We start from the raw sequence: 22,674 nt of genomic DNA, 5'->3' as shown, positions 1-22,674 counted from the left end.
AAGGATGGGATAAGATGAAGCGATATTTGGCACTGGTGCTGGTGTGGGCGATCCTGACCGGCTGCGGTTCTATGGAGTTGCCGCAGGATAAGGCCAAGACCTTGCAGCCCAAAGAAACAACCGAAAGCGGACAGCCGGCGGATACAAAGCAGCCGGACGAGAAGGCGGTGGAAGAAAAAACGACAGCGGGCGAAAGCAATAAAACTGCAGCGGAAAAGACAGAGGAGACCAAGCCGGAGCCTGTGCCGGAGCAGAAGGGCGAGCCGGAAAAGGCGGAAGAAAAGGAACCGGCAAAAACCGGTCCGGCGGAAACGGAAACCTCCGGTGAAACGGAAAACAAGAAGAAGGAACCGGTTAAAAATACCGGACCGGAAATTGTCAACCAATTCAGTAATCAGACCGAATATAACCCGCCGATTACTATGGAGGAATTAAGTACGGAGGCTCAATCCTGGAGTTTTAAACGCAATAAAGAGCATCTGCCGGTTACGGGCTATTATCAATTGGATTTGGCCAAGTACGGCGCATATTATTTGGGGAATACCGAGGAAAAGGTGGTTTATCTGACCTTTGATGAAGGCTATGAAAACGGCTTTACACCGGCGATTTTGGATACCTTAAAAGAAAAGCAAATCAAAGCCGCCTTTTTTATCACCGGCTCTTATTTAAAACATAGTCCGGAGTTGGTTAAAAGAATGAAAGAGGAAGGACATGTTGTCGGTAACCACTCGCAGACGCATCCGGATTTTACCACTCAGACCGATGAGCAGGTCATTGCTGAGGTTAGTCAGGTTGCAGATAAGTTTAAAGAAGTGGTCGGCACGGAAATGGATCCGTTTTTCCGCTTTCCCAGCGGCCGGTATAGTGAAAAAGATTTGTACATCGTGCGCAAGCTGGGCTTTCGCAGTATTTTCTGGAGCATGGCCTATAAGGATTGGGATACCAAGGATCAGCCGGGGAAGGACTATGCCTATCAGCATGTAATGGCCAATTACCATCCCGGTGTGGTTATCCTGCTGCACGCGGTCAGCAGCTCCAATACCGAAGCGCTGGCGGATATCATTACCGGTTTGGACGAAGCGGGGTATCGCTTTGGCAGTTTATATGAATTGGAATAAATACAGCAAAATAGGAAGTTCGGACTGCTTTTTTCCCCGATTGCGGGAGAAAGGCAGTCCGAACTTTAATTTTTTTTCCGGTCGTCACCGATAATTTCTATTTCCAACCAGTCAAAATCAACGCTTTCCATAAATTGGTCGGGATAAAAGCGGGTGACGATGAACCGGGTCAAATCCGCTTCATTTTTCGGCAGCCAAATCGGCCGGGCAATATCCAAAGCCAGTGCGAAATCATTTAACGCCGCCCGTACCGTCCGGGCGGAATCATCGGTCAGCGCCGTATCCAAAACCGCATCGCGGATAATTTTATGATGTTTTATCAGTTTTCCCCATAGTTTAAGCATAATAAGTTTTTCCCTTATGATATCTAATTGTTGCAAGGTGCTATAAATAATTCGACACTAGCGAAACTCCGCTTCACATTCCTGCCGGTCAGAGCAACTTTTTGCGTCTGCCGATGATAGCGCGGCAGATAGTCCGCTGGCAAAGCAAGCCGCCGCCGTGGAAAATCGAATCAAATCGAATCAATCAGCCAAGTGTCGTGCCGCATTAGCTGACAAAAACTGTCAGATAAAAATACATACCGCAGAAAAAAATGAGCATCAGTAAAATAATTTGATTAAAGCTAAACTCCATTTGCCGGAGCTTCTTAAACAGCGAAATACGATGGTAGAGAAAGCGGTAAAAGAGATAGCAGGCCGCCGCACAGGCCAGATAAACCCAGAGCTTATGCAGATAATCGCCCGCGGACAGGTCTTTGCGCACGCCAAAGAAAAAGTCGGTCAGCACCGGTCCGAAAACTCCGCCTAAGAAAGTGGCAAGCGACAGAACCAAAAGCACCAGCGTTTGATTCCAGGGGAGCCGCTCGCTCGTTACCGGCGTGTCCGGCCGCCGAAAAATATTGGCGTATTTGACAAAAGAAGAAAGTGTTCCCAAATTGATAATCAGCATTAAGATTGAAAAATAAGCAATCTCCGCACCGCCCTTGGCAATCAGGTACTTAGAGTAAGAGCCGCTGAACAGCGGTGCACCGGTGATCCCCAGCATGGCCACCAAAGTAGCGGCTGCGGCGGCCGGCTGCTTTTGAAAAAAGCCCTTGATTTGATATAAGTTTCGGGTATGGTATTCCTCGACCATGATGCCGGCGGTTAAAAACAGGGTTGATTTAAAGACGGCATGATTGATTAAATGATAAAAAGCGCCGTAATAGCCGTATTTTGTTCCCAGAGAAATGCCCAGCATCATCAGGCCGACTTGACTGACGGTATGGTATGCCAGAATCAGTTTGATATCGGTTTGACTCAGAGCCAGAATAAATCCGGCAATGCAGGTCAGTGCCCCCAGTACCAGATAGATTTGTCCGACCGGAATGACCGGGGAAAATATGGCGCTGACCCGGACAAAAAGAAATAAGCCGCCTTTGATATAAATGCCGGATAAAACCGCCGACACGACCGAGGGTGAAGCCGGCGAGCCGTGAGCCTTGGGCAGCCAACTAAAGAGCGGCAGTACCGCTGCTTTCAGGCTAAGGCCGGTGGCAATCAGGGCAAAGGGCAGGTAAAGCGCCTGCGGCCGCGCAAATTGCGGAATCTGTTCGCTTAGCAGGTCAATATCCAAAACCCCGAAATAGCGGTACAAAACGCCGATACCAAACAGAAAGAAGGAAGCGGCGGTAAAATTGGTAAACAGATAAATAATGCCGTCATAAATCGAGCGGCTGTGTTTTTTAAAAACAATCAAAATGCTGACAATAATGGTCGAAGCCTCAATCAGAACGAAAATATTAAATAAGTCATTGGACAGGAAAAAAGCACAAATCAGACCTTCCAGCATAAAGTAGAGCAGACGGAAGAGCGGGTCAAAATAAGTCTTGCGGCAGCTGAATACAATCATATTGGTAAATAAAAATACCGTCAGGACAATTAGGACCGCCGAAATCGGGTCGGATTTGAGAGAAATACCGACACCCAGAGGATAGCCGCCCAGAACTTCCAGCCGAATATCCTCGGCTTTGACCGCCAAAAAGTTTTGTGCCGCCAGAAACAAAAGCACAAGCTGAAACAAAAGCGCCGGAATGACGGCTTTTTTTAAGGGCAATAAATAAGCGGCTACGCCGAATAAAATCGGCAGCAGTACCAGCCAAAAAAGAGCGATGGTCATTCTTTTTCCTCCTTCCGCTTTAAGGCGACTTTTGCCCAGTTGGTTGTCCCGTAGTGATAATATAGGCTCATAAACATGGTCAGGCCAACGGCAGTGATGGAGACGCCGATGACGATGGAAGCAATCATCAGTGCCTGCGGCAGCGGGTCAGCCATGGAAGGAAGCGCTGCGCCTGTCTCAAGCATCGGCGGAATCGCACCGTTTTGATGATGGGCGCTTAAAAAATAAAGAATAATCGCCGACTGCATGATAGCAAAGGAAATAATGGATTTTACGATATTGCGCCGGGCAATCAAACCGTAAATACCGATAAAAAATAATAAAAAAGCAATAATCATGCCCATATGAGTTCTCCTTAGTTGTGATCGATTTAACGGCCTTTTTGGGGACTAAACTGGGGGCTTCCTCCGAGCAAAATAGCTGGGCTTCCCAACGGTTTGCCCGGGGAAAAGGACATAACCCCTTTAGCCGGTCAGCTGCCATCGGCTTTCCGGCCTTTTGCCCTAGTTTGCTTCAAACAGCGTAAAGCGGAAGAAAATGATGGTCAATCCGCAAAAGACTTTGGCGCCGATTAATAGATTCATGCCCATTAAATAAGCGGTTTTTACGGCCGGCGGGAAAACGCCCAAAAGCAAAAAGGAATAAAACACCGCCGAAAGCACCAGCAAGAGATAAAACACCTTTTCCAGACGGTTTAAGCGCGCCAGGGAAAGCGGCAGCGAGCTGTCGGCGAAAAAACGGACGATAAAGGCGCCGGCTAAGACCGCTCCGCCCTGAAAGCCGCCGCCGGCACGGAGATGGCCGTTAAAAATAATATACAGCCCAAACATCATAATGGCCGGATAAATCAAATCAAGCGTATTGTTGACAATTTTAGAGGATGTGTTCATTCATGATCTCCTTGGTGCCGGGAAAAGTAAAAAACTGCAATAACCGAGCAAAACAGCAGCATGGTTTCAAATAAGGTAGCAAACAGCCGGTAGTCCAAATAAACTGCGGTGACAGCATTTTCCGCACCGGTACCGGCCAGCGCATGAGTCAGATAATATTCCCGAATCGAAGCCGAAGCAGGATAGCCGGTTCCGAACCAATCCTGCTGACCGTAGAAAATCACAAAAACCACAAAAAACAAGAGAAAAAGTCCAACCGCTATCCGCAAAGTATTTTTAGGAAACATCTTGACTCCTTTCCTCTACCTCCACAAACTGAAGCGGCTCTTCCGGAAAGCTTTGCTCCAGATATTTTTTTAAGGCGGAAAAATGATAATTGTCCTTTAGTCCGTAGCAGCGGATTTCCTCGTTGGTGTGATGAATAAAGATATCAAAGTCATGATCGGATAAAATCACCTCCGGCGGGAGCTCGGTCATGGTTATTTCCATTTGAAAATCCAGAACCTCATAGGCAAAGCGACGGATTTGCTGCTCGATTTGCCGGCGCAGATAAGGTACGCCGCCGTTAGTCGTATCGGTTTTATAATATAAAATAAAGACCTGGTATTTTTTTAAAGCCACCAAAAACAGAATTGTTGACAGCGTACAGCCGATGATGGCTTCGGTGATGGCCACGTCAGCCGCTCCGTAGAGCAGATAAATCAGGGAGGAGATCAGGGAATAAACGCCCAAATAAATAACCGCATGACGCAGAGCATGGGTATGAATTGCCCCCAGTGCCAGCCCGACCAGTAACAATAACAAAATCATCTGAATCAAAATCAAACTGTCATTTATCATTTGCTGCCTCCTTGGCCGGCGTTTTCAGCAGATTCGCCGAGCGAGCGAGCGTATGTGTTACCAGCGGATTTAAAAACAGGAAAAGGAATAAAACCGTCAGCACCTTTAAACTGGCTGCCTGAAAGCCCAGATAAACCATCAGTCCCAGACCGAGGCAAAGAAAGCCGATGGTATCAAAAAAAGAGGACAGGGTAATATTGATGAAAAAATCATTATTTTTCCACATCCCATAAGTACCGATTGCCAAAAAGATAAAACCGGCTGCAAAAATGAGATAACTCAGCATCTCCTGCATTATACATTTCCTCCTTTATCCTTGTCGATATACCGGGCGATAAACATAACGGAAATAAATCCTAACAGCGCGTAGACCAGAGCAATATCAATCAGATAATAAAGTCCGGTCCGGACGGAATAAAACAAAATAATCAAAACAATATGCACCGAAAAAAGATTAAAACCCAGCAGCCGGTCCCAAATCGAGGGCCCTTTGATGATCTTGCCTAAATGAAACAGGCTGGAAATAACCAGTCCCAGCAGAAATAAATTAAGCATCGGTATCCCCTTTCATCAGCAGCGTTTCAAACGGCTCGGCAATTTGGCGGTAAAGATTTTCTGGATTTTGACCGATGGCGCCGATACACAGCACAATATAATGATCCGCCGTCAGTTCGACCGACACCCGGCCCGGGGTCAGGGTAATGGAATTGGCTACAATGGTACGCAGCCATTCATTTTTTAACCGGCAGGGAAGAATCGCCAGCACTGGCGCAACATCGTTTTGCAGAATCAGCCGGGCGGTGAAAAAGCCGGACTTTGCAATCTGAGCCAGCAGCAAAAAGGGATAGCGCCAAAGCACGGACAGAGGAACCGAATGGGAAGGGGAAGAAGGTCCGGCCAGAAAACGCCGGTAGAGAAAATTGACAAACAGCGCCAATAGAAAGCCAATCAGTATTTTATCCCAGGCAAAGGAGTTATGCAAAGCGCACCAAAAAAAAGTACAAAATAAAATTAAATACCGTGTTTTGCTTGATTTTATCATAAAGCCTCCTTCTATGCTTTCTAAGTTTAACAGAAAAAGCAATTTTTTTCAATCCTTAGATATTGGGATTTTACAAAAAAAGAGCAAGCAATGGATAGCGCTTCTTTCTCCGATATTTTTCTGGCAATACCAATTAGTTTGTGATATACTTAAAAAAAACTTATAGTTTAGGAAAGCTTTTTGGTTGTATCATGCATAAATACCTGCTTGCCTGAACTGTAGTCACGAAAACGGAATCGCATAAATGGCCGGGTATAAGACGGCGAGGCGGAGTCGGGAAAATTGCGGAAAGTAAAAGGAGAACAGGATTATGAAGATGGATTTGGTAAAGGATATTTTTTTAGAGCCGGAAAAGTATATTGACCGGGAAGTAACCATCGGCGGCTGGGTGCGCAGTATTAGAGCCAATAATAACTTTGGCTTTGTCGTCTTAAACGACGGTACCACCCTGCAGACAATTCAGATTGTGGTCGGTGCGGAGCTTCCTAATTATCAGGAAATTACCCGGCAAAACGTCGGCGCGGCTCTTATTGTCACCGGTAAACTGATCGCTACCCCGGAGGCGAAGCAGCCCTTTGAAGTGCAGGCGGCAAGCGCCCTGGTGGAAGGCGAATCCACGCCGGATTATCCTTTGCAGAAGAAGCGGCACAGCTTTGAGTTTTTAAGAAGCCTGGAGCATTTGCGGATGCGGACCAATACCTTTATGGCAGTCTTTCGGGTGCGCTCGCTGATGGCTTTTGCCATTCATAAGTTTTTCATGGAGCGGGGCTTTGTTTATGTCCATACGCCAATTATCACCGGAAGTGATGCCGAAGGAGCGGGCGATATGTTCCGGGTCACCACCCTGCCGATTGATAATCCGCCGATGGAAAACGGCAAGGTCAATATGAAAGAGGACTTTTTCGGTAAGCCCGTTAATTTGACGGTCAGCGGTCAGTTAAATGTTGAGCCTTATGCGCAGGCTTTCCGCAATGTTTATACCTTTGGCCCGACTTTCCGGGCCGAGCGCTCCAACACCACCCGGCATGCCGCCGAGTTTTGGATGATTGAGCCGGAAATGGCATTTGCCGATTTAAATGACAACATGGAAGTAGCGGAGGCGATGATTAAGTTTATTATCCGCGATTTACTGGAAAATGCGCCGGAGGAAATGAAGTTCTTCAACGAATATGTTGATAAGGGCTTGCTGGAAAGACTGAATCTGGTGGCTGGCAGCGAGTTTGGCCGCGTTACTTATACCGAGGCGGTTAAACTGTTGCAGGAAAGCAAAGAAAGCTTTGAATATCCGGTTTATTGGGGCTGTGATTTGCAGACCGAGCACGAGCGTTATTTGACGGAAAAGATTTTCAAGCGACCGGTGTTTGTAACCGATTATCCGAAAGAGATTAAGGCCTTTTACATGAAGCTGAATGAGGACGGCAAAACCGTAGCGGCGGCAGATTTGCTGGTTCCGGCCATCGGTGAGATTATCGGCGGCAGCCAGAGAGAGGATGATTATGACGAACTGCTGCGCCGGATTCGGGAAAAGGGCTTAAATGAGGAAGAATACGGCTGGTATTTAGAACTGCGCAAATACGGCAGCACGCGCCATGCCGGCTATGGCCTTGGCTTTGAGCGGATGTTGATGTATGTGACCGGCATGAGCAATATCAGAGACGTAATCCCCTATCCGCGGACGACCGGCTATTGCCTGTAAATCACGGCAGAAGAGCAGAAAAAGAGGAAAAGAAAATGAACAAAGAACCGGAAAATATAACGGAAGAGCAAACTCCTGCGGCCGCATCAAAGCGCCCGGCAAAAGCGGCTCGAATTGCCCTATATGCGGCAGCGGGTCTTATTTTGCTGCTGGGGTTATTTGTTTCTGTTTTGCAGTTTAATACCTTTCCGGTCAAAGAGCAAGCCGGCCGGGGGCTAAGCGATTATTTTGCCGAAAATGATGCGCTCAGCCGGCTTTCTGCGGCGGAGCAGGGTTTTGCTTTGCAAATCCCGCTGGTGCGGATTGATGAAGAACTGACGAGGCAAGCGCTGACCACGGAAAAAAATGTGTATAATTTGGAATTTGACGTGGCGGCGGGCAAAGCAATGATTAATTATAAAGTACAGGGATTTTATATTCCTGTGCTTTATTCGCTTGTACCGGCGGAGGATGAGGCGCTTATTACCTACCGGCTGCAGCCGAAAGCCTTGGGGAAGCTGGGTTTGCCTTTGCCGGGAGGGCTGTTTAAAGCTTTAAATCTGATGCTGCAAACGTCGCTGCCGAAAGGGCTTCCGATTCCGGATGCAGATTTTCAGCGCTATGGCTGGGAGTGCAGCGGCTGGCGGCAGGAGGAAACGGCGGTTACGGTTGAGCTGGGGCTGGCGGCGCAGGGTTTGGATGAAATTCTGATGGAGCTGAAAAGCCTGCCGGAAAATGAGGTGAAATATATTTTTGAAACCGGCAGCGCAAGGCAGAAAAAACTGGTGAGCCTTCTGGCTTCCTATCCCGCTTCGGCGGCTGAATTGAAAAAGGATTTGGCAGCTTCTTATTTTGCGAAAGATTCTCTGTTTAAAGAACTTTTACTGCTGATGAATGCGGAACTTTTAGAAAAGACTTTTGTCCGCTATCCTTTTCTGGCGGGTAAATATTCGGCGGATGAGCTGCTGGAAGAGCGGAGCGATTTAATTGCGCAGTCGATCAGCCGCTATGGCCGGGAGCTTCTCAAGACAGCGCATGCTTGGATGGAAACCTCCGGCGGAGAGTTTTATAATAGCGGCTATCCTTTCCTGAAAAAAAGTTTGCGGACGGTAAGCGTGGCCGATGTGATTACGGCCTGGAATCTGCCGATTTCCGAAAGCATCAGCCGCCGCCTGCATTTTGGACTGGATATGGCAGATAAGAAGCCGGCAGTGCTTTATATTGTTGATGCCGCCAGCTATATTGTCATCAAGGAAGACAGTTATTTTGTGGCCGATGAGCAAACCTATCTGGCCCGCTATCAGCGGGATGTTCCCCCGGCCGGAGAACTGACGCGGGACAGTGCCGTTTGGCAGGCGATTTGCGATAAACTCAAAGCCAGCTTTAAAACCGAGGAGTTGTTTATTCGCTATATGAAAGATGACGGCAAAGATGCCTTTGTTTTGCTGTCTTTTCTGGAAAAGCCGCAGGATGTGCAGGCGGTTGCTTTTTCTAAGATCAATGATCAATGGCTGCCGACTGCCAGCAATTTTAAAAACATTCAGGAACTGCAGGCACAGGATGCCGCCTTTAATTTGAACTTATATACCGACAGCTATGAGGATCCAAAGCTGATTTATATTGATGCCGATGCTTTGGAAAATATTGAGGAGGAGTTGTCTTATGCCGGGAAACTGCCGGCCGGAGTCAAGCCGGTTTATTATTCCTATAAGGATAAGTATATTTATCTCAAGCTTTCGGACGGAGCGGAATATTTAATGACCACCTATCATCAGTACCTGGATAAGATTTATACCCGGGAAGCTGCCATGACGCTGTTCGGTGAGATGCTGCCGCAGATTATCCTGTTACAGGAGCCGCCGATGGAGGCGGCTGTGCCGGATCAGCCGGATAAAGAAAGCGGGGAAAGTTCCAAACAAAGCAAGTAGGCAGTCTATGCAATGATTTAGATCACACGCGGCCGGGAAATCAAAATCGACAGGCTTTATGACAAAAGGAAGTGAAACCGGCATTGCCGGCGGAACTTTGTGCCAATGGGAATGGCCGCGTATTTTAATAGGAAGAAAAGCAAGGAAGGAGGACTTTATCAATGGAAAAAAGAATCGGTATTTTAACCAGCGGCGGTGACTGTCCGGGACTGAACGCGACTATTCGCGGCGTGGCTAAGGCGGCGTATGGATTGATGGACTGTACGATTATCGGCATTGAAAACGGCTATAAGGGTCTGATAGAAGGCAAGTGGCGGGAGATGACGCCCCGGGATTTTTCCGGGCTGCTGACGCTGGGCGGTACCTTTTTGGGCACGGCCAGAACACCCTTTAAAAAAATGCGGGTGATTGAAGAGGACGGAGTGGATAAAGTCAAAGCGATGGTGGAAAACTACCGGAAATTAAAGCTGGATTGTTTGGTGACTTTGGGCGGCAAGGGAACGCATAAAAACGCTAATTTGCTGGCGGAAGAGGGATTAAATGTAATCGGTCTGCCCAAGACGATTGATAATGATATTTACGGCACGGACGTAACTTTTGGCTTTCAGTCGGCGGTTGATATCGCGACCGAGGTGATTGACCGGATTCATACGACAGCCGATTCGCATGACCGGGTAATGGTGATTGAGATTATGGGCAATAAGGTCGGCTGGTTGACGCTGCACGCCGGTATGGCCGGCGGGGCGGATGTAATTCTGCTGCCAGAAATTCCTTACAGCATTGAATCGGTGATTGCAGCAATTGAAAAAAGAACCAGAGAGGGTAAGGATTTTACGATTATCGCGGTAGCCGAGGGCGCAAAGACCAAGCAGGAAGCGGCCATGAAAAAAGAGGACTTTGAAGCCTATCGGAAAACTTGGGGTTATCCGTCGGTTGCCTATTTTCTGATGGATGAGCTGAATAAAAAGAGCCGGTTTGAAACCAGAGCCTGTGTGCCGGGGCATCAGCAAAGAGGCGGTTCGCCTGCGCCCTATGACCGGGTGCTGTCGACCAATATCGGCGCTTACGCCGCTAAGCTGATTAAAGAGGGAACTTACGGCGTAACGGTGTCGGTTCGCAATAATGAATATGTTGCTACTCCGCTGCGGGAAATAGCGGGTAAAACCAAGAGTGTCAATCCGGATTCGACGATTGTGCGCAATGCCAGATTGATTGGGATTAAGTTTGGAGATGAGTAGATGAAAGGGGTAGCCGATACCTTATTTATTCCGCTGACGGCGCGAATTTATGTATCGAAACGTTTTCCGGAGTATTTTTATGACCAGATGGCGCTGTCTTTGCAGGAGCATTTGCCGGATGATAAGATTGAACAAACTTCGACTGAATATATGATGATGGCTTCCGTAGCCAGATATTACAATTTGGATCAAATGACCAGGGACTTTATCAGCCGGGCGGCCGGGCCGTGCAATATCATCAATTTGGGTGCAGGACTGGAAACGGCTTATTTCCGGATAAAAAGTGAGACGGCTGTTTTTTATGAGATTGATTTACCCGAGGTGATTGCCGGCCGCCGTCAGGTGCTGGGCGAGCAGGCAAGAGAAGTGCTGACCGGCGGCGATTTGTTTCGGCCACAGGAGTGGGCGCAAGGAATCAATACCGTCTGGCCCAGTCTTTTGATTGTGTCGGGGGTGTTTCAGTATTTTCATAAGACCGATATTTTGCGGCTGATTGGAGAGCTGAAAGCGCTTTTCCCGCGGGGCGAGTTAATTTTTGACGCGGCCAATCAAACCGGACTGCGCTATGCCAACCGCTACGTCAAAAGAACCGGCAATGCTTCGGCTGAGATGTATTTTTATGTCAACAGCGGCCGCCAGTTCGGTGAAGAAGCAAAACTCAGGCTGATTGACGAGCGCCCGTTTTTTACCGCGGCCAGACAGCAGCTAAAGCAGAAACTTCGCCTTTTTACCCGGATAGCCATGGCGGTGACCGATTATACCGGCCGGGCGCGGATTTTTCATTATGGGTTGGGGTAGCGGAACAAAGGGGGAAATCAATAAAAATATATTGGAAAGGAGCGTATGATGGAGAATGTAAATGTTACCATTGAGATGGATAAAGAAATGAAGCAGCAGGCAGACGAGTTATTTCAAGATTTAGGTTTAAATTTATCCAGCGCTGTCATCATTTTTATAAAACAGGCGCTCAGAGAACAGGCGATTCCTTTTGTAGTATCAAAAAATATGCCTAATGCAGAAACGATAGAAGCGATTGAAGAAACAAGAAGTATGTATAATGTCCCTAATAAAAAAACGTATGCTGCGTTTCGAGATTTTATGAAAGAGATGGAAAATGAAGAAATATAAAATTTTTCCGTCAAATAAATTTAAAAAAGACTATAAATTAGCTGAAAAGCGAGGATATGATTTAAACTTGCTCGAGAGGGTGGTTACGACGATTTCCGAGGGCAAAATATTGGATAAAAAATATAAAGACCATACCTTATCAGGAAAATATGAAGGTTGTAGGGAATGTCATATTGCTCCGGACTGGCTTTTGATTTATGAATTAAGGGAAGAAGAACTGATACTGTATTTAATGCGCACAGGTACGCATAGCGATTTATTTGTATGAGCAAAAGCCGCTAAAAATGTTAGGAATTTAACATTTTTAGCGGCTTTCTTATCGGTTGGGGTAGTGGAACAAGTAGGATTTTCTGCGACAATAAGTTCAGATAAGCGCACCGATAATTCGTTTGCAGCGAATTATCGGTGTTTTCTTATTGCATATATCTCCGTTTGCGGATGTCGCTGCCGAAGAACAGAAGCGGCTCATATTCGCCTAAAATCCGGGAGGTAATACGCTCGGAGTAAACCTGGGACAACTGACTGATTGAGAAATTGGTGGAAATAACCGTACATTTTTGCTCGTTAATCCGCCGGTTGATGGTTTGAAAAAGGTCGGACTGGGTCACGCTGGAAATCACTTCTGTACCCAAATCATCTAGAATCAGCAAATCACATTCATATAAAGATTCCAAAAAGTCGTAATCAACCGTTTCCTCGCCGTGGTGAAAATGATATTTTTCAAAAAAGCCGAAAAATTCGGGAGCGGACAAATAAATCACAGAAAAGCCATTGTCTAAAACTTCTTTGGCAATGCAGCTGCACAAAAAGCTCTTGCCGAGACCGGAAGGGCCGTGCAGCAAAAGATTGCGGCTTCCTGTTCCGAAATCAGCGGCGAACCGGCGGCAGACGTCAAGAATTGTCCGCATATTCTCCCGCGGACTGATGCCGTATTCCGGGTCGGTCGCCTCATCATAAACGGTAAAGGAAAAGGCCGCAAAGTTATGGCGTTTTAGGGTCAGGATTAAATTCGACTGCTGGTAGGCCCGCTTGATAAAGGCTTTTTTCAGGCAGGCACAGGCGCTTTGATCCGGTAAAAAGCCGGTATCCCGGCAATCGGGACAATCATAAACCGGTTCCATAAAATCGGCCGGCAGCGCATGCGTCTGCAAAAGAGCAGCCGTGCGGTCAGCGGTTTGGCGCTGTAAGGCGGCTAATTCTTCGGTAAATTCCGCTTTTTTTTGAGGCGAATCCATTGTTTCCTGAACCAGTGCGGCAGTTCGCTCGGCTAACCGGCGGCGTAAGGCTGCTATTTCCGGAAGTTCTTTCCGAATCTGTTCATGCCGCTGATCCGTGATGCGTTGATTGCGCTGTCGTCGTTCGGCCAGTTCCTTTAGGGCTTCCTGTAAATATTTTTCGCGTAAGTTCATTGTTCCGACTCCTTTTTTTGAATCCGCATGGCGAGAGCTTTCTTTTCAATTGCGTCATAATCTTCGCGGCGCTGAGTATAGTTGTTAAAAGTCGTGGTTTTGACTGCGGCGGCCTGTTTGGTGCTGCGGCCGGCGGCAGTTTGGGTCGGCGCTTTTTTCGGCTTATTGGCTTCGGCCTGGTCAACCTGTTCCCGGCTGAGGAGTTGCTTTTCTTTCCAGGCCTTTAAAATGCTGTCTGTATAGTTTAGCTCGGGCTTGCCGGCCTGCAAAATGGTTTTTTCACAGGCATAAACAATCAAATCCATAGGCAGCTGGTAGTTCTTGAGCCACTTGTCAATCATTTTGATTTGAGCCGGAATCGGGGCCAGATTATAAATACCGTAAGCTTTCAGCACTGTATAATAATAGCTGGGGTAAGAAGCCAGGTAGTCTTTAGCCTGTTCGACAGTTTCAATTTGCTTTTCATGCCAGTCAATTGCTATTTTTTCAATATAACTTAAATGGGTATGATTTCTTTCCGCGCAGTGTTCAATCAGGAAATAAATCAGAGTATCGCTCATCTTCAGCCAATCCTTTAAACCAAATAAAATATGGAGATCATTTGGTGTCAGATTTTTTTTGAGCAGTGTTTGCGTGTAAAAAATTAACTGGTCGCCGTCTTTATTTTTGGCAAAATCCTCAATTAGCTCAGCCGAATAGGCCGGCCTATGTTCAGCCGGTCCGGCGGCCGGCGCCATAACTGGCGTGGCTGTATCAGCTGTGGCCGGTTTAGCGACCGGCGAATAAACTTCTGACACCAAATCATCCGGTTTTTTAGGCGCGGTCAAACTTTCCTCTGAAACCGAGTTTGCTGCCTGGCTGGCGAAAAAGTCTGGCTGCGCTTCGGCAGGAACTGCAGTAGTTGCACTTTTCTGCACTTCCGAGGGAAGAGGATTAGACTGTGCCGGGAAAAGCCCGGATACAGCCGGCGCAGACAAATCAATCCTGTCAGCGGCAATGACGGCAGTATGGTCATTAAAATCCGGACCGCCGCCTGCGGTATGACCGGAATGTTCCGGACGGCAAAGGCTTTCGGCTGCCGGGGGAGTAATCTCCGGCAGAGCGACGGAGAGGTACTTGCCGTCTTTTGTTTCGGACAGCAAAAGGTTTTCCTTTGTCAGATGGCGAATGGCTCGGAAAATATCGGTTTCGGTCAGATTCAGGCGGTCGGCAATTTCGTCCAAATCAAGATATTCATAATTGTGATTAAATTGATAGAGCAAAAATAAATAAACCTTAATCACCGTGCTGCTCATCTTGGACATGGATTCCAAAATAAAGGAATCCGGAACGGGAGTAAAACGGTGACTTGTGGGTAACATACGAATCATAGGATTTCCTTTCCTTGCGCCAGCAAAAAAGCAAAACAAATGAAATCCCTTTTCCCTGGCGGGAAAGAGATGTTTTTCTCAAGTCTGATATTAGAATAAACAGACGACAGAAAATACGCCGTGTGTATTCTGTGGATAACTCGGCAAAAAATACTGTTTTGCCGGTTTTCAAATTTCGAACATGTGGAAAAAGGAAGAAATCCTTTAAAATAAAGGGATGTAATCAAAAAGTCAAGTATTTAAAGGATTTTTCCTGTGTTCAATCTGTTGACAACTCTGTGGATAATGTGGAAAACTAAAAGGATAACAGTGCTTCGCCAACAAAATAAATGTCTCCCGCGCCCATGGTTATCAACAAGTCGCCAGGCTCAGCGTGTTCCAGCACAAAGTTTTCGATTTCGTCAAAAGATTCCAAATAATAAGCGTTCGGATTATGAACAGAAATAGCGTCCGCCAAATCTTTGGAATGGATGCCGTAAGTATTTTTTTCACGGGCGGCATAAATATCGGCTAAAATCAGGAAGTCCGGTTTTTGCAAAACCGAAACAAAGTCATCGAACAGGAGCTTGGTCCGGGAATAGGTATGCGGCTGAAAAATCAGCCACAGCCTTTTATGCGGCAGCTTTTCGGCAGCCTGCAAGGTGGCGGCGATTTCCTCCGGATGGTGAGCATAATCGTCGTACACGTCGATTCCGGCAAAGCAGCCTTTTTTCTGAAAGCGCCGGTCGGCACCGTGAAACTCGGCTAAGCCGTTTTGGACGGCGGTAAAAGGAATCCCCAGTGTATCGGCGGCGGCGATGGCAGCCAGCGCGTTGGACACATTATGCCTGCCAAATACCGACAGCTGAATATGCCCCAGCAGCCGATCCCGGTAAAAAGCGTCAAATTCCGGCGTGCCGTCCGTCTGGTAGCGGAGGTTTTCGGCATGGTAGTCTCCACCCTCAGCAAAGCTGATCAGCTTTTGCGTCCAGCCCTCAGTCAAAGCCGGTACGGCCAGCAGGGAAGAATGCAGAATAATCACATCCTTCGTATTCAGGCCAAACTGATGAAAAGAAGCCTGAATGGCTTTTAAATCCTTAAAAAAGTCAAGATGATCCTCGGAGATATTTAAAATGATGGATACCGCCGGGAAAAAATTATGAAAGCTGTTGCAGTATTCGCAGGCTTCCAGCAGAAAATACTCGGAATTACCGATCCGGTAATTAGCGGCCAGCTTATTTAAGTATGCACCGACGGTAATGGTCGGATCAGTATCGGCGGCCAGCAAAATATGGCTGAGCATGGAGGTAACCGTGGTTTTGCCATGCGTTCCGGAAACGGCGATTGACTTGGCGTATTCCTGCATGATCCGGCCCAATAATTTGGCTCGTGAGATTTCGGGAATGCCCCGCTTTTGGGCGGCCAGATATTCAGGATTGTCGCCGGCGATAGCCGCCGTATAAACGACCAGATCCGTCTCCGGCGGAATATTGTCCGGGTTGTGGCCGAAAGCAACAGTCACGCCCTGTTCCGACAGGTACTGGGTTGTCGGGCTGACATGAAAGTCCGAGCCGGAAACCGAAATATTTTGGTTTTTCAGCATCATGGCCAGCGCCGACATACTGATGCCGCCAATGCCGATAAAATGCACATGTTTTAGTTTTTTAAGTTCGAGCGGATGAGAGTCCAGCATAATTTTCCCCCCTGAAATAAAGTTTGATCACACTATCTTATTATAATGGGAACGTTTCATTTATTCAAGTAAAACAAAAGCAAAAATGAAAAGGAGTTGAATCGCGAAAAAATGAATGAAAAACATGCAGAAAAATAGTAAAAATGACGGGAAAAAGGCGATTTATATTTTTGGAAAGAAAAAAACTAGGCAATACGTATATATATGCATATTTTATAAAAAGTTTCTATAAAGATGTTCCAATTCCAATATTTTGTGATATAATAGAAGCAGTAAAGGCGGTTCGCTGTGGTGAATTATCGTGAAAACCTTGTCAAGCGGCTATGCAGATATGCAAGCCGACCGTACGTCTGTGCAAAGTGTAAGAAGAATCAGGCTTTTTTGCTGTGCATGCAAAAAGGCTTGAAAGCGTTTATGCGGAGGCGCGGACAGACGATGCATTCATGTGGAAAATGCGGAAAGTTACTTTTCACACACAGGCAAACAAGAAAACTTCTTGCATATAGGCGATAGAAATGTTTCTCATGTCTATGTAGAAGGCAAGTTTGGCGGCATGGAAATAAACCTTCCGGCATGGGCAGACAGAAGCAAGAAGGCTTCCCTTTTGTTCGATAGAAAAGGGGGGACTGAGGCTTGGCGGGGATAGAAGCGGTAGGTTGCGTTTGATACGCAAAGAACAAAGCGATCGGCTTTCTTTTATGATTGGGCGTTTGAGCCGGGGGGTTGAAACGTCTGTTCATTGTTTCCTAAAAACCGGAGTATCATGGATGCAAGAAGGGAGGCGGATAATAAAATTGAACACAAAGACAGCAGATAGCAAAACGGCGTCAGAAAAATTACCCAAACCGATTCGCTACAGTTTTATTCTTAAAGAACTATCAGAAAATCCGTATCGTCAATTTCGCCTGCAATATTTTGCTGACAAATGGAACACGTCCAAGTCGACCATCAGTGAGGATTTGGCTGAGATTGAACGCTATTTGCAGACAGCCAGAGAAGGAAAACTTCTGACCACGGCCGGAGCGGCCGGCGGAGTAATGTTTCAGCCCTATTTCGGCCCGGAAGATTTACAAAGGCTCAAAGAGGAACTGTGTCGGCGATTACAGGATACGGACAGGATTATCGTGGGCGATCTATTGTACATGAATGACCTTTTTTATGACCCCAATCTTTTGGAGAAAATGAGCAAAGGCATTCTTTCCTACTATGATTTGTCGACGATCGATTATGTTGCAACCATTGAAACCAAAGGAATTCCGTTGGCCACCAGAATAGCCGGACTGGCTAATAAACCGTTAGTTATTATCCGAAAAAGAACGGTTCTGACCGAAGGTACCTCCCTTTATAAAAATTATACGGACAGCAGCAGCGGCCAGATCAAAACCTTGACTGTGTCGCTTAAGGCCGTGCATCGGGGAAGCCGGGTACTGTTTGTCGATGATTTTATGCGGGCGGGCGGAACAGCAAATGCAGTTAAGGATTTACTGAAGGAATTAGATACCGAATTAGCAGGAATTGCGGTGGTGATGGTAACGGGAGCGCCCAGGCAAAGGGCGATTGATAATTATCAGGCACTGGTTGAGTATGATGGTGTAAGGGACGGGAAGATACGAATTACCCCCAGATGAGTCGGATAATTTTGCTAGAAGGAGCTGAAACACATGGAAATTACGGATATTAGAATACGAAAGATAGACAAAGACGGAAAAATGAAAGCGATCGTGTCGATTACTTTTGATAACGCTTTCGTAGTGCATGACATCAAGGTGATAGAGGGGAAAAAGGGGCTTTTTATTGCTATGCCCAGCCGGAGAGCGTTGGACAATGAGTTTAAGGACATCGCACATCCGATTAATCCGGAAACCAGAAACCAGTTGCAGGAGATGGTTTTAGCCAAATACCAGGAAACTCTGAAACAGGAAGAGGCTGTAGAAGTCGCCTCTTACGCCGGATAAGCAGAGGATAATCCTGAGTTTTAGTTTGGGTGTTTGCCGCCGGAGTAAAAACAGTTTTGCAAGTCAAAAGCGAGAGTCGGGAAAGCAGAAAGCTCTCGCTTTTCATTTGTTTAAAATAGCCAAACCAGCTTCTCGTCAGGCCGGCTGTTGAAATGCAGGATAACCGGACATCAGCTTTCCCTATGGAAAAATCATAAAAACTGCTGAAACGGAAAATGGGACTTGCTTTTTAAGACAGTTTTTTTTATAATGAGTAAGCGGAAAGGAAATAAAATGAAAACAACGCTGATAAAGGATGCGCCGGAAGAAAAAGAGTTTAAGCCAGAGCAGTCGGGGTCTTCCGCAGCGGCGGCCGAGTCTGCGCAGGAACGCAATCGCCGGCTGCAGCGGCAGGGCGTAACGATTCCGGATATCACGGCAGTATGGATCGATCCCGCGGTGGAGATTGCCGCTGGGTGTATACTGTATCCAAACACCCATATTCTGGGTCAGACCCAGATCGGGGCGGATTGCCGGATCGGACCGGACTGCTGGATTGTAAATGCCGAGATTGGGCGGGGTAGCCGGATAAGCCAATCGCAGATTGAAAGCAGTGTATTGGCGGCGGGCTGTACGGTTGAGTCGAATTGTCAGCTTAAAGATGCGCAAATCGGCGAAAACAGCAGGATAATGCAGTCGTATGTGGCAAGCAGCCGAGTTGCGGCGGACTGCGTGATCGGTCCGTTCAGTCATATCCGGGCAAATGCTGAGATTGGCCGGGGCAGCCGGGTTGTGCAGTCGCAGCTGGAGGACAGCCGGGTAGCGGCGGACTGTGAAATTGGTCCGTTCAGTCATATCCGGGACAGAGCGGAGGTTGGCCGGGGCAGCCGGGTAGCACAATCCCGGATAGAAGATAGTCAGGTGGCGGAGGACTGTAATATTGGCCCGTTCAGCTATATCCGGCCGGGATCGGTGATTGGCAGCCGGGTCCGGGTCGGTGACTTTGTCGAGATTAAAAACTCGGTCATTGGCGAGGATACGATGATTTCGCATTTAACCTATGTCGGGGATGCCGATGTCGGGCGTGAGGTGAATTTCGGCTGCGGTACGGTGCTGGTTAATTATGACGGCATCGAAAAACATCGGTCGGTCATCGGCGACCATGCTTTTATTGGCTGCAACACTAACTTGGTATCACCGGTGCGGATTGGCGAGGGCGCTTTTACTGCCGCCGGATCGACCATTACGGAAGATTTACCGCCGGGCAGTTTGGGCATTGCCAGAGCCCGGCAGCAAATCAAGGAAAATTGGGTAACTAATCGGAAAGGCAATTATAAAGGAGGCAACAACAAATGAGCAGTCATGGCCAGTACATGGATAAGATAAAGATCTTTTCCGGCAATGCCAATCGCAGCTTAGCAGAAAAGATTGCCCATTATTTGGGTATGGAGCTGTCTGCAGCTGAGGTTGGTCAGTTCAGTGACGGGGAAACCTTTATCAAGATCGGAGAAATGGTGCGGGGTGTGGATTGTTTTATTATCAATCCGACTTCTTATCCGGTCAATGATCATCTGATGGAATTACTGATTATGATCGACGCACTGCATAGGGCGTCTGCCGGCCGGATTACGGCGGTTATGCCCTATTACGGCTACGCCCGGCAAGACCGAAAGGCGAGGGCCAGAGACCCGATTTCGGCCAGACTGGTGGCTGACCTGTTACAGGCGGCGGGTGCGGACCGCGTGCTGACGATGGATTTGCATTCTTCTCAAATCCAGGGATTTTTTTCAATCCCGATGGATCATATGTATGCCCGGCCGTTGCTAGCGGAATATTACTCGAAGAAGATTCAGGGCAGGGAAAACGAATATGTGATGGTGTCGCCCGATGTCGGTTCCGTGAAGCGGACCAGGGCGCTGGCGACGGAACTGAACGTGCCGATCGCCATTATTGATAAGCGTCGGCCGGAACCGAATGTCAGCGAAGTGATGAACATTATCGGTGAAGTTAAGGACAAGAATGTCATTATTGTCGATGATATGATTGATACCGCCGGTACGATTGTCAATGCCGCGCAGGCGTTGAAAGACCAGGGTGCAAAACGGGTTCTGGCCTGTTGTACGCATCCGGTCTTATCCGGCCAGGCGATTGAAAGGATTCAGAACTCCGTTATTGAAGAGCTTTTGGCATTAGATACGATTGAGCTGCCGGAGGAGAAGCGGATACCTAAGATTCGCCAGCTGACTGCGGCGGAAGTGCTCGGAAACGCTATTTTAAACATTCATGACAACCGCTCGGTGTCGCAGCTCTTTAATTATCGGCATGTAGACTAAGCATTTACTGACTCCGCTTTTACTGGACAGCCAGACCGTGGAAATAAACGGTTTGGCTGCTTCAGAAAAAGCGGAGTTTGTTATGAAAAGCATGCAAAAGCGCCCAAAACGGATTTGTTCTTTGAGCGCTTAAAAGCAGAAAGGAGATAATATGAAAAAAAACAAGATAAAATTTTTTTTAATTATTTTAGATGTTATTATAGTTTTTTACATAGGCGCATCCTTTAATTTTTTTCCTTTTCCTTTAGAAGTTGACTGTAAGTTGGCAGTAGGTGCAATAGGATTTTGTACTTTGATTATTTGTGCATTAATCTCTGGTTGTACATATTTGATTCTTTCAGCAATAGAAAATAAGGATAAGAACAATAAAAATAACTAATCTAAATTTTCTATCTATATCAAATTCGTGTCCAGAACACCATCGCATCGCAAATGAATCAGAGGCCGTAATTATTGGAGCATGATCCCATGTCCATTCATAATAAAATTCAGCATATTTTGTACCACAATTTTTTAACTTTATAGTACCTGTGTATGTTCCTGAAATTCCCCTAAGTTCATGCTCAGAGAGAATTTTACCTTTTTGATAAGATTTTAATATATCTATTTGAGTATCTGTATAGCCTAATCCCTTTAGTTTATATTGGGGTAACGGAGTAAATGATTTTGAATCTCTAAAATCATAAATATTTTTCAATTTCAGCCAGTACCGCGTCGGTTCCGTCGGGTGAGGTCTGCATTGCGGCGGCAAAATCCGCCTGCTTGGCCTGCAGGTCACTAATGGCAGCAATTAGGCGGTCGGTGCTGAGTTCTTCTTGGGGAAGCGTTAAGGCGTAGCCTCTTTTTTGAAAATATTCGGCGTTTAAAAGCTGATCGCCGCGGCTGGCCGAAAGTGGCAGCGGGATGAGCAGCATCGGCTTTTTCAGGCTTAAAAACTCAAAAATCGCATTTGAGCCGGCCCGCGAAATCACAAAATCGGTAATGGCCAGTACATCAGCCAGCTCGCCAGACAAGAAATCATAGCAGACATAACCCTTCTGTTCTTTTGGCATAGCAGCGGCATTGCCCTTGCCGGCCAAGTGGACGATTTGCAGGCTCTTGGTCAGTTCCGGCAAGGCGGATAGAAGCGCTTGATTGATGGCCTGTGAGCCCTGCGAGCCGCCCATCACTAAAACAACCGGCTTTTCAGGGCGAAAGCCGGTCAGAGCATAACCGGCGGCGGCATTGCCGGCATGCAGCCGGCGGCGAATGGGCGTTCCGGTCCATACGGCCTTTTTAGCAGGAAAGCAGCGGAGCGTATCTTCAAAGGTCAGGCAAATCCGGTTGGCAACTTTGGCTGAAATCTTGGTTGCCAATCCCGGTGAATAATCCGATTCATGAATGATGACCGGAATCCGGCAAAAAAATGCAGCCAGCACCGGCGGAACCGCGACGAAGCCGCCTTTGGAAAAAAGGAGATCGGGCCTGCTTCGGTGCAGCAGGCGAAGCGCCTGAAAAAAGCCGGCCAGTACCCGAAACGGATCGGTTAGGTTTTTCAGGCTGCGGTAGCGCCGCAGCTTGCCGCACGAAATGCCGTAATAGGCTATATTTTCCGGCTGCAGCATTTCTTTTTCAATTCCGACTTTGCCGCCGATATACGAAATTTCCAGTTCTTCTGCCGGATAAAGGCTTTTCAGCTTTTGAATCAAAGCAATATTGGGGGATACATGCCCGGCGGTGCCGCCGCCGGTAAAAACGATTTTTTTCATGGATGCGCTCCTTGTATTTATGCTATAAAGGTCAAAACATGAGGATTTAGGCGGGACTTGCCGGCAAAGGGCTTACTTATCCTTTGGGGATTCCCATATCTTTTTTATTATAAAGGAGAATAGCGGAAGGGGCAAGCGGAAAAAATTTGATTCTTTTATTCCTTTTCCCGGCAAAATATGGTAAAATAG

At 47.2% G+C, this 22,674-nt stretch carries 24 protein-coding genes and 1 pseudogene; 12 read left to right on the top strand and 13 right to left on the bottom strand.

All coding sequences use genetic code 11. From position 1 onward, the window contains the following. The first annotated feature begins 14 nt into the window (after positions 1-14). On the top strand, positions 15-1,118 hold the full coding sequence (locus tag C3V36_04755) for a hypothetical protein (protein ID AVM68617.1): 1,104 nt from the start codon (positions 15-17) through the stop codon (positions 1,116-1,118). Positions 1,119-1,183: 65 nt separating this feature from the next. On the opposite strand, the gene C3V36_04750 is transcribed toward C3V36_04755, so the two are convergent. From C3V36_04750 to C3V36_04710, 9 genes are all read right to left on the bottom strand, one after another. Further along, entirely contained in the window at positions 1,184-1,462 is a 279-nt protein-coding gene (locus C3V36_04750) for a hypothetical protein (GenBank protein ID AVM68616.1), read from the bottom strand. A gap of 205 nt (positions 1,463-1,667) precedes the next feature. After that, a complete protein-coding gene (locus tag C3V36_04745; protein ID AVM68615.1) occupies positions 1,668-3,278 on the bottom strand; it encodes a proton-conducting membrane transporter in 1,611 nt (536 codons plus the stop codon). Further along, complete coding sequence (locus tag C3V36_04740; GenBank protein AVM68614.1) at positions 3,275-3,622, bottom strand: sodium:proton antiporter; 348 nt, start codon at positions 3,620-3,622, stop codon at positions 3,275-3,277. Before C3V36_04740 ends, C3V36_04745 begins: the two co-directional genes overlap by 4 nt. A gap of 159 nt (positions 3,623-3,781) precedes the next feature. After that, positions 3,782-4,168: a sodium:proton antiporter gene (locus C3V36_04735; GenBank protein ID AVM68613.1), complete on the bottom strand. Its 387-nt coding sequence runs from the start codon at positions 4,166-4,168 to the stop codon at positions 3,782-3,784. Next, a complete protein-coding gene (locus C3V36_04730; protein AVM68612.1) occupies positions 4,165-4,455 on the bottom strand; it encodes a hypothetical protein in 291 nt (96 codons plus the stop codon). The genes C3V36_04735 and C3V36_04730 overlap by 4 nt, the downstream gene beginning before the upstream one ends. Beyond that, entirely contained in the window at positions 4,445-5,008 is a 564-nt protein-coding gene (locus tag C3V36_04725) for a hypothetical protein (GenBank protein ID AVM68611.1), read from the bottom strand. Before C3V36_04725 ends, C3V36_04730 begins: the two co-directional genes overlap by 11 nt. Then, positions 4,998-5,303, bottom strand: a complete 306-nt coding sequence (locus tag C3V36_04720; GenBank protein ID AVM68610.1) for a hypothetical protein — start codon at positions 5,301-5,303, stop codon at positions 4,998-5,000. The genes C3V36_04725 and C3V36_04720 overlap by 11 nt, the downstream gene beginning before the upstream one ends. Beyond that, positions 5,303-5,563 carry a pH regulation protein F gene (locus tag C3V36_04715; protein AVM68609.1) on the bottom strand — a complete coding sequence of 87 codons (261 nt, stop codon included), beginning with the start codon at positions 5,561-5,563 and terminating at the stop codon, positions 5,303-5,305. The genes C3V36_04720 and C3V36_04715 overlap by 1 nt, the downstream gene beginning before the upstream one ends. After that, on the bottom strand, positions 5,556-6,050 hold the full coding sequence (locus tag C3V36_04710; GenBank protein AVM68608.1) for a hypothetical protein: 495 nt from the start codon (positions 6,048-6,050) through the stop codon (positions 5,556-5,558). Before C3V36_04710 ends, C3V36_04715 begins: the two co-directional genes overlap by 8 nt. A 310-nt stretch (positions 6,051-6,360) precedes the next feature. Here C3V36_04710 and C3V36_04705 point away from each other — a divergent pair, with 310 nt between their 5' ends. From C3V36_04705 to C3V36_04685, 5 genes and pseudogenes are all read left to right on the top strand, one after another. Beyond that, the gene (locus C3V36_04705) at positions 6,361-7,746 is read left to right on the top strand and encodes an asparagine--tRNA ligase (protein ID AVM68607.1); all 1,386 of its coding nucleotides are present in this window, start codon (positions 6,361-6,363) and stop codon (positions 7,744-7,746) included. Positions 7,747-7,781: 35 nt separating this feature from the next. Further along, positions 7,782-9,653, top strand: a complete 1,872-nt coding sequence (locus C3V36_04700) for a hypothetical protein (protein AVM68606.1) — start codon at positions 7,782-7,784, stop codon at positions 9,651-9,653. Between the two features lie 161 nt (positions 9,654-9,814). Then, a pseudogene (locus C3V36_04695) lies at positions 9,815-11,689 on the top strand (hypothetical protein). Positions 11,690-11,734: 45 nt separating this feature from the next. Next, complete coding sequence (locus C3V36_04690; GenBank protein ID AVM68605.1) at positions 11,735-12,019, top strand: type II toxin-antitoxin system antitoxin, RelB/DinJ family; 285 nt, start codon at positions 11,735-11,737, stop codon at positions 12,017-12,019. Further along, positions 12,006-12,287 (top strand): type II toxin-antitoxin system mRNA interferase toxin, RelE/StbE family, encoded by a 282-nt coding sequence (locus tag C3V36_04685; protein ID AVM68604.1) that lies wholly within the window; start codon positions 12,006-12,008, stop codon positions 12,285-12,287. Before C3V36_04690 ends, C3V36_04685 begins: the two co-directional genes overlap by 14 nt. A gap of 145 nt (positions 12,288-12,432) precedes the next feature. Here C3V36_04685 and C3V36_04680 read toward each other — a convergent pair whose 3' ends face one another. The 3 genes from C3V36_04680 to murC form a co-directional block, all read right to left on the bottom strand. Then, positions 12,433-13,428, bottom strand: a complete 996-nt coding sequence (locus C3V36_04680; protein AVM68603.1) for a DNA replication protein DnaC — start codon at positions 13,426-13,428, stop codon at positions 12,433-12,435. Next, positions 13,425-14,798, bottom strand: coding sequence for a hypothetical protein (locus C3V36_04675; protein AVM68602.1), 1,374 nt, complete (start codon positions 14,796-14,798; stop codon positions 13,425-13,427). Before C3V36_04675 ends, C3V36_04680 begins: the two co-directional genes overlap by 4 nt. Before the next feature lie 295 nt (positions 14,799-15,093). Then, on the bottom strand, positions 15,094-16,470 hold the full coding sequence (gene murC / locus C3V36_04670) for a UDP-N-acetylmuramate--L-alanine ligase (protein AVM68601.1): 1,377 nt from the start codon (positions 16,468-16,470) through the stop codon (positions 15,094-15,096). A 445-nt stretch (positions 16,471-16,915) separates the two neighbouring features. On the opposite strand from murC, the gene C3V36_04665 reads away from it, so the two are divergent. The 6 genes from C3V36_04665 to C3V36_04640 all read left to right on the top strand — a co-directional run bounded on the left by C3V36_04665 (position 16,916) and on the right by C3V36_04640 (position 21,116). Continuing rightward, on the top strand, positions 16,916-17,116 hold the full coding sequence (locus C3V36_04665) for a hypothetical protein (GenBank protein AVM68600.1): 201 nt from the start codon (positions 16,916-16,918) through the stop codon (positions 17,114-17,116). Positions 17,117-17,126: 10 nt separating this feature from the next. Then, positions 17,127-18,098 (top strand): pur operon repressor, encoded by a 972-nt coding sequence (locus C3V36_04660; protein ID AVM68599.1) that lies wholly within the window; start codon positions 17,127-17,129, stop codon positions 18,096-18,098. A gap of 33 nt (positions 18,099-18,131) precedes the next feature. Beyond that, on the top strand, positions 18,132-18,425 hold the full coding sequence (locus C3V36_04655) for a septation protein SpoVG (protein AVM68598.1): 294 nt from the start codon (positions 18,132-18,134) through the stop codon (positions 18,423-18,425). 222 nt (positions 18,426-18,647) lie between these two features. Continuing rightward, entirely contained in the window at positions 18,648-19,760 is a 1,113-nt protein-coding gene (locus tag C3V36_04650; GenBank protein ID AVM68597.1) for a hypothetical protein, read from the top strand. Then, positions 19,757-20,737, top strand: a complete 981-nt coding sequence (locus C3V36_04645; protein AVM68596.1) for a ribose-phosphate pyrophosphokinase — start codon at positions 19,757-19,759, stop codon at positions 20,735-20,737. The genes C3V36_04650 and C3V36_04645 overlap by 4 nt, the downstream gene beginning before the upstream one ends. 151 nt (positions 20,738-20,888) lie before the next feature. After that, positions 20,889-21,116, top strand: coding sequence for a hypothetical protein (locus C3V36_04640; GenBank protein AVM68595.1), 228 nt, complete (start codon positions 20,889-20,891; stop codon positions 21,114-21,116). Positions 21,117-21,417: 301 nt separating this feature from the next. Here the strand turns inward: C3V36_04640 and C3V36_04635 are convergent, their stop codons facing one another. Beyond that, positions 21,418-22,485 carry an undecaprenyldiphospho-muramoylpentapeptide beta-N-acetylglucosaminyltransferase gene (locus C3V36_04635; protein ID AVM68594.1) on the bottom strand — a complete coding sequence of 356 codons (1,068 nt, stop codon included), beginning with the start codon at positions 22,483-22,485 and terminating at the stop codon, positions 21,418-21,420. Between the last annotated feature and the right edge of the window lie 189 nt (positions 22,486-22,674).

The sequence above is a fragment of the Lachnospiraceae bacterium oral taxon 500 genome, from assembly GCA_002999035.1.
Taxonomy (GTDB): domain Bacteria; phylum Bacillota; class Clostridia; order Lachnospirales; family Vallitaleaceae; genus W11650.
This window is presented reverse-complemented; position numbering and strand designations above follow the sequence as displayed.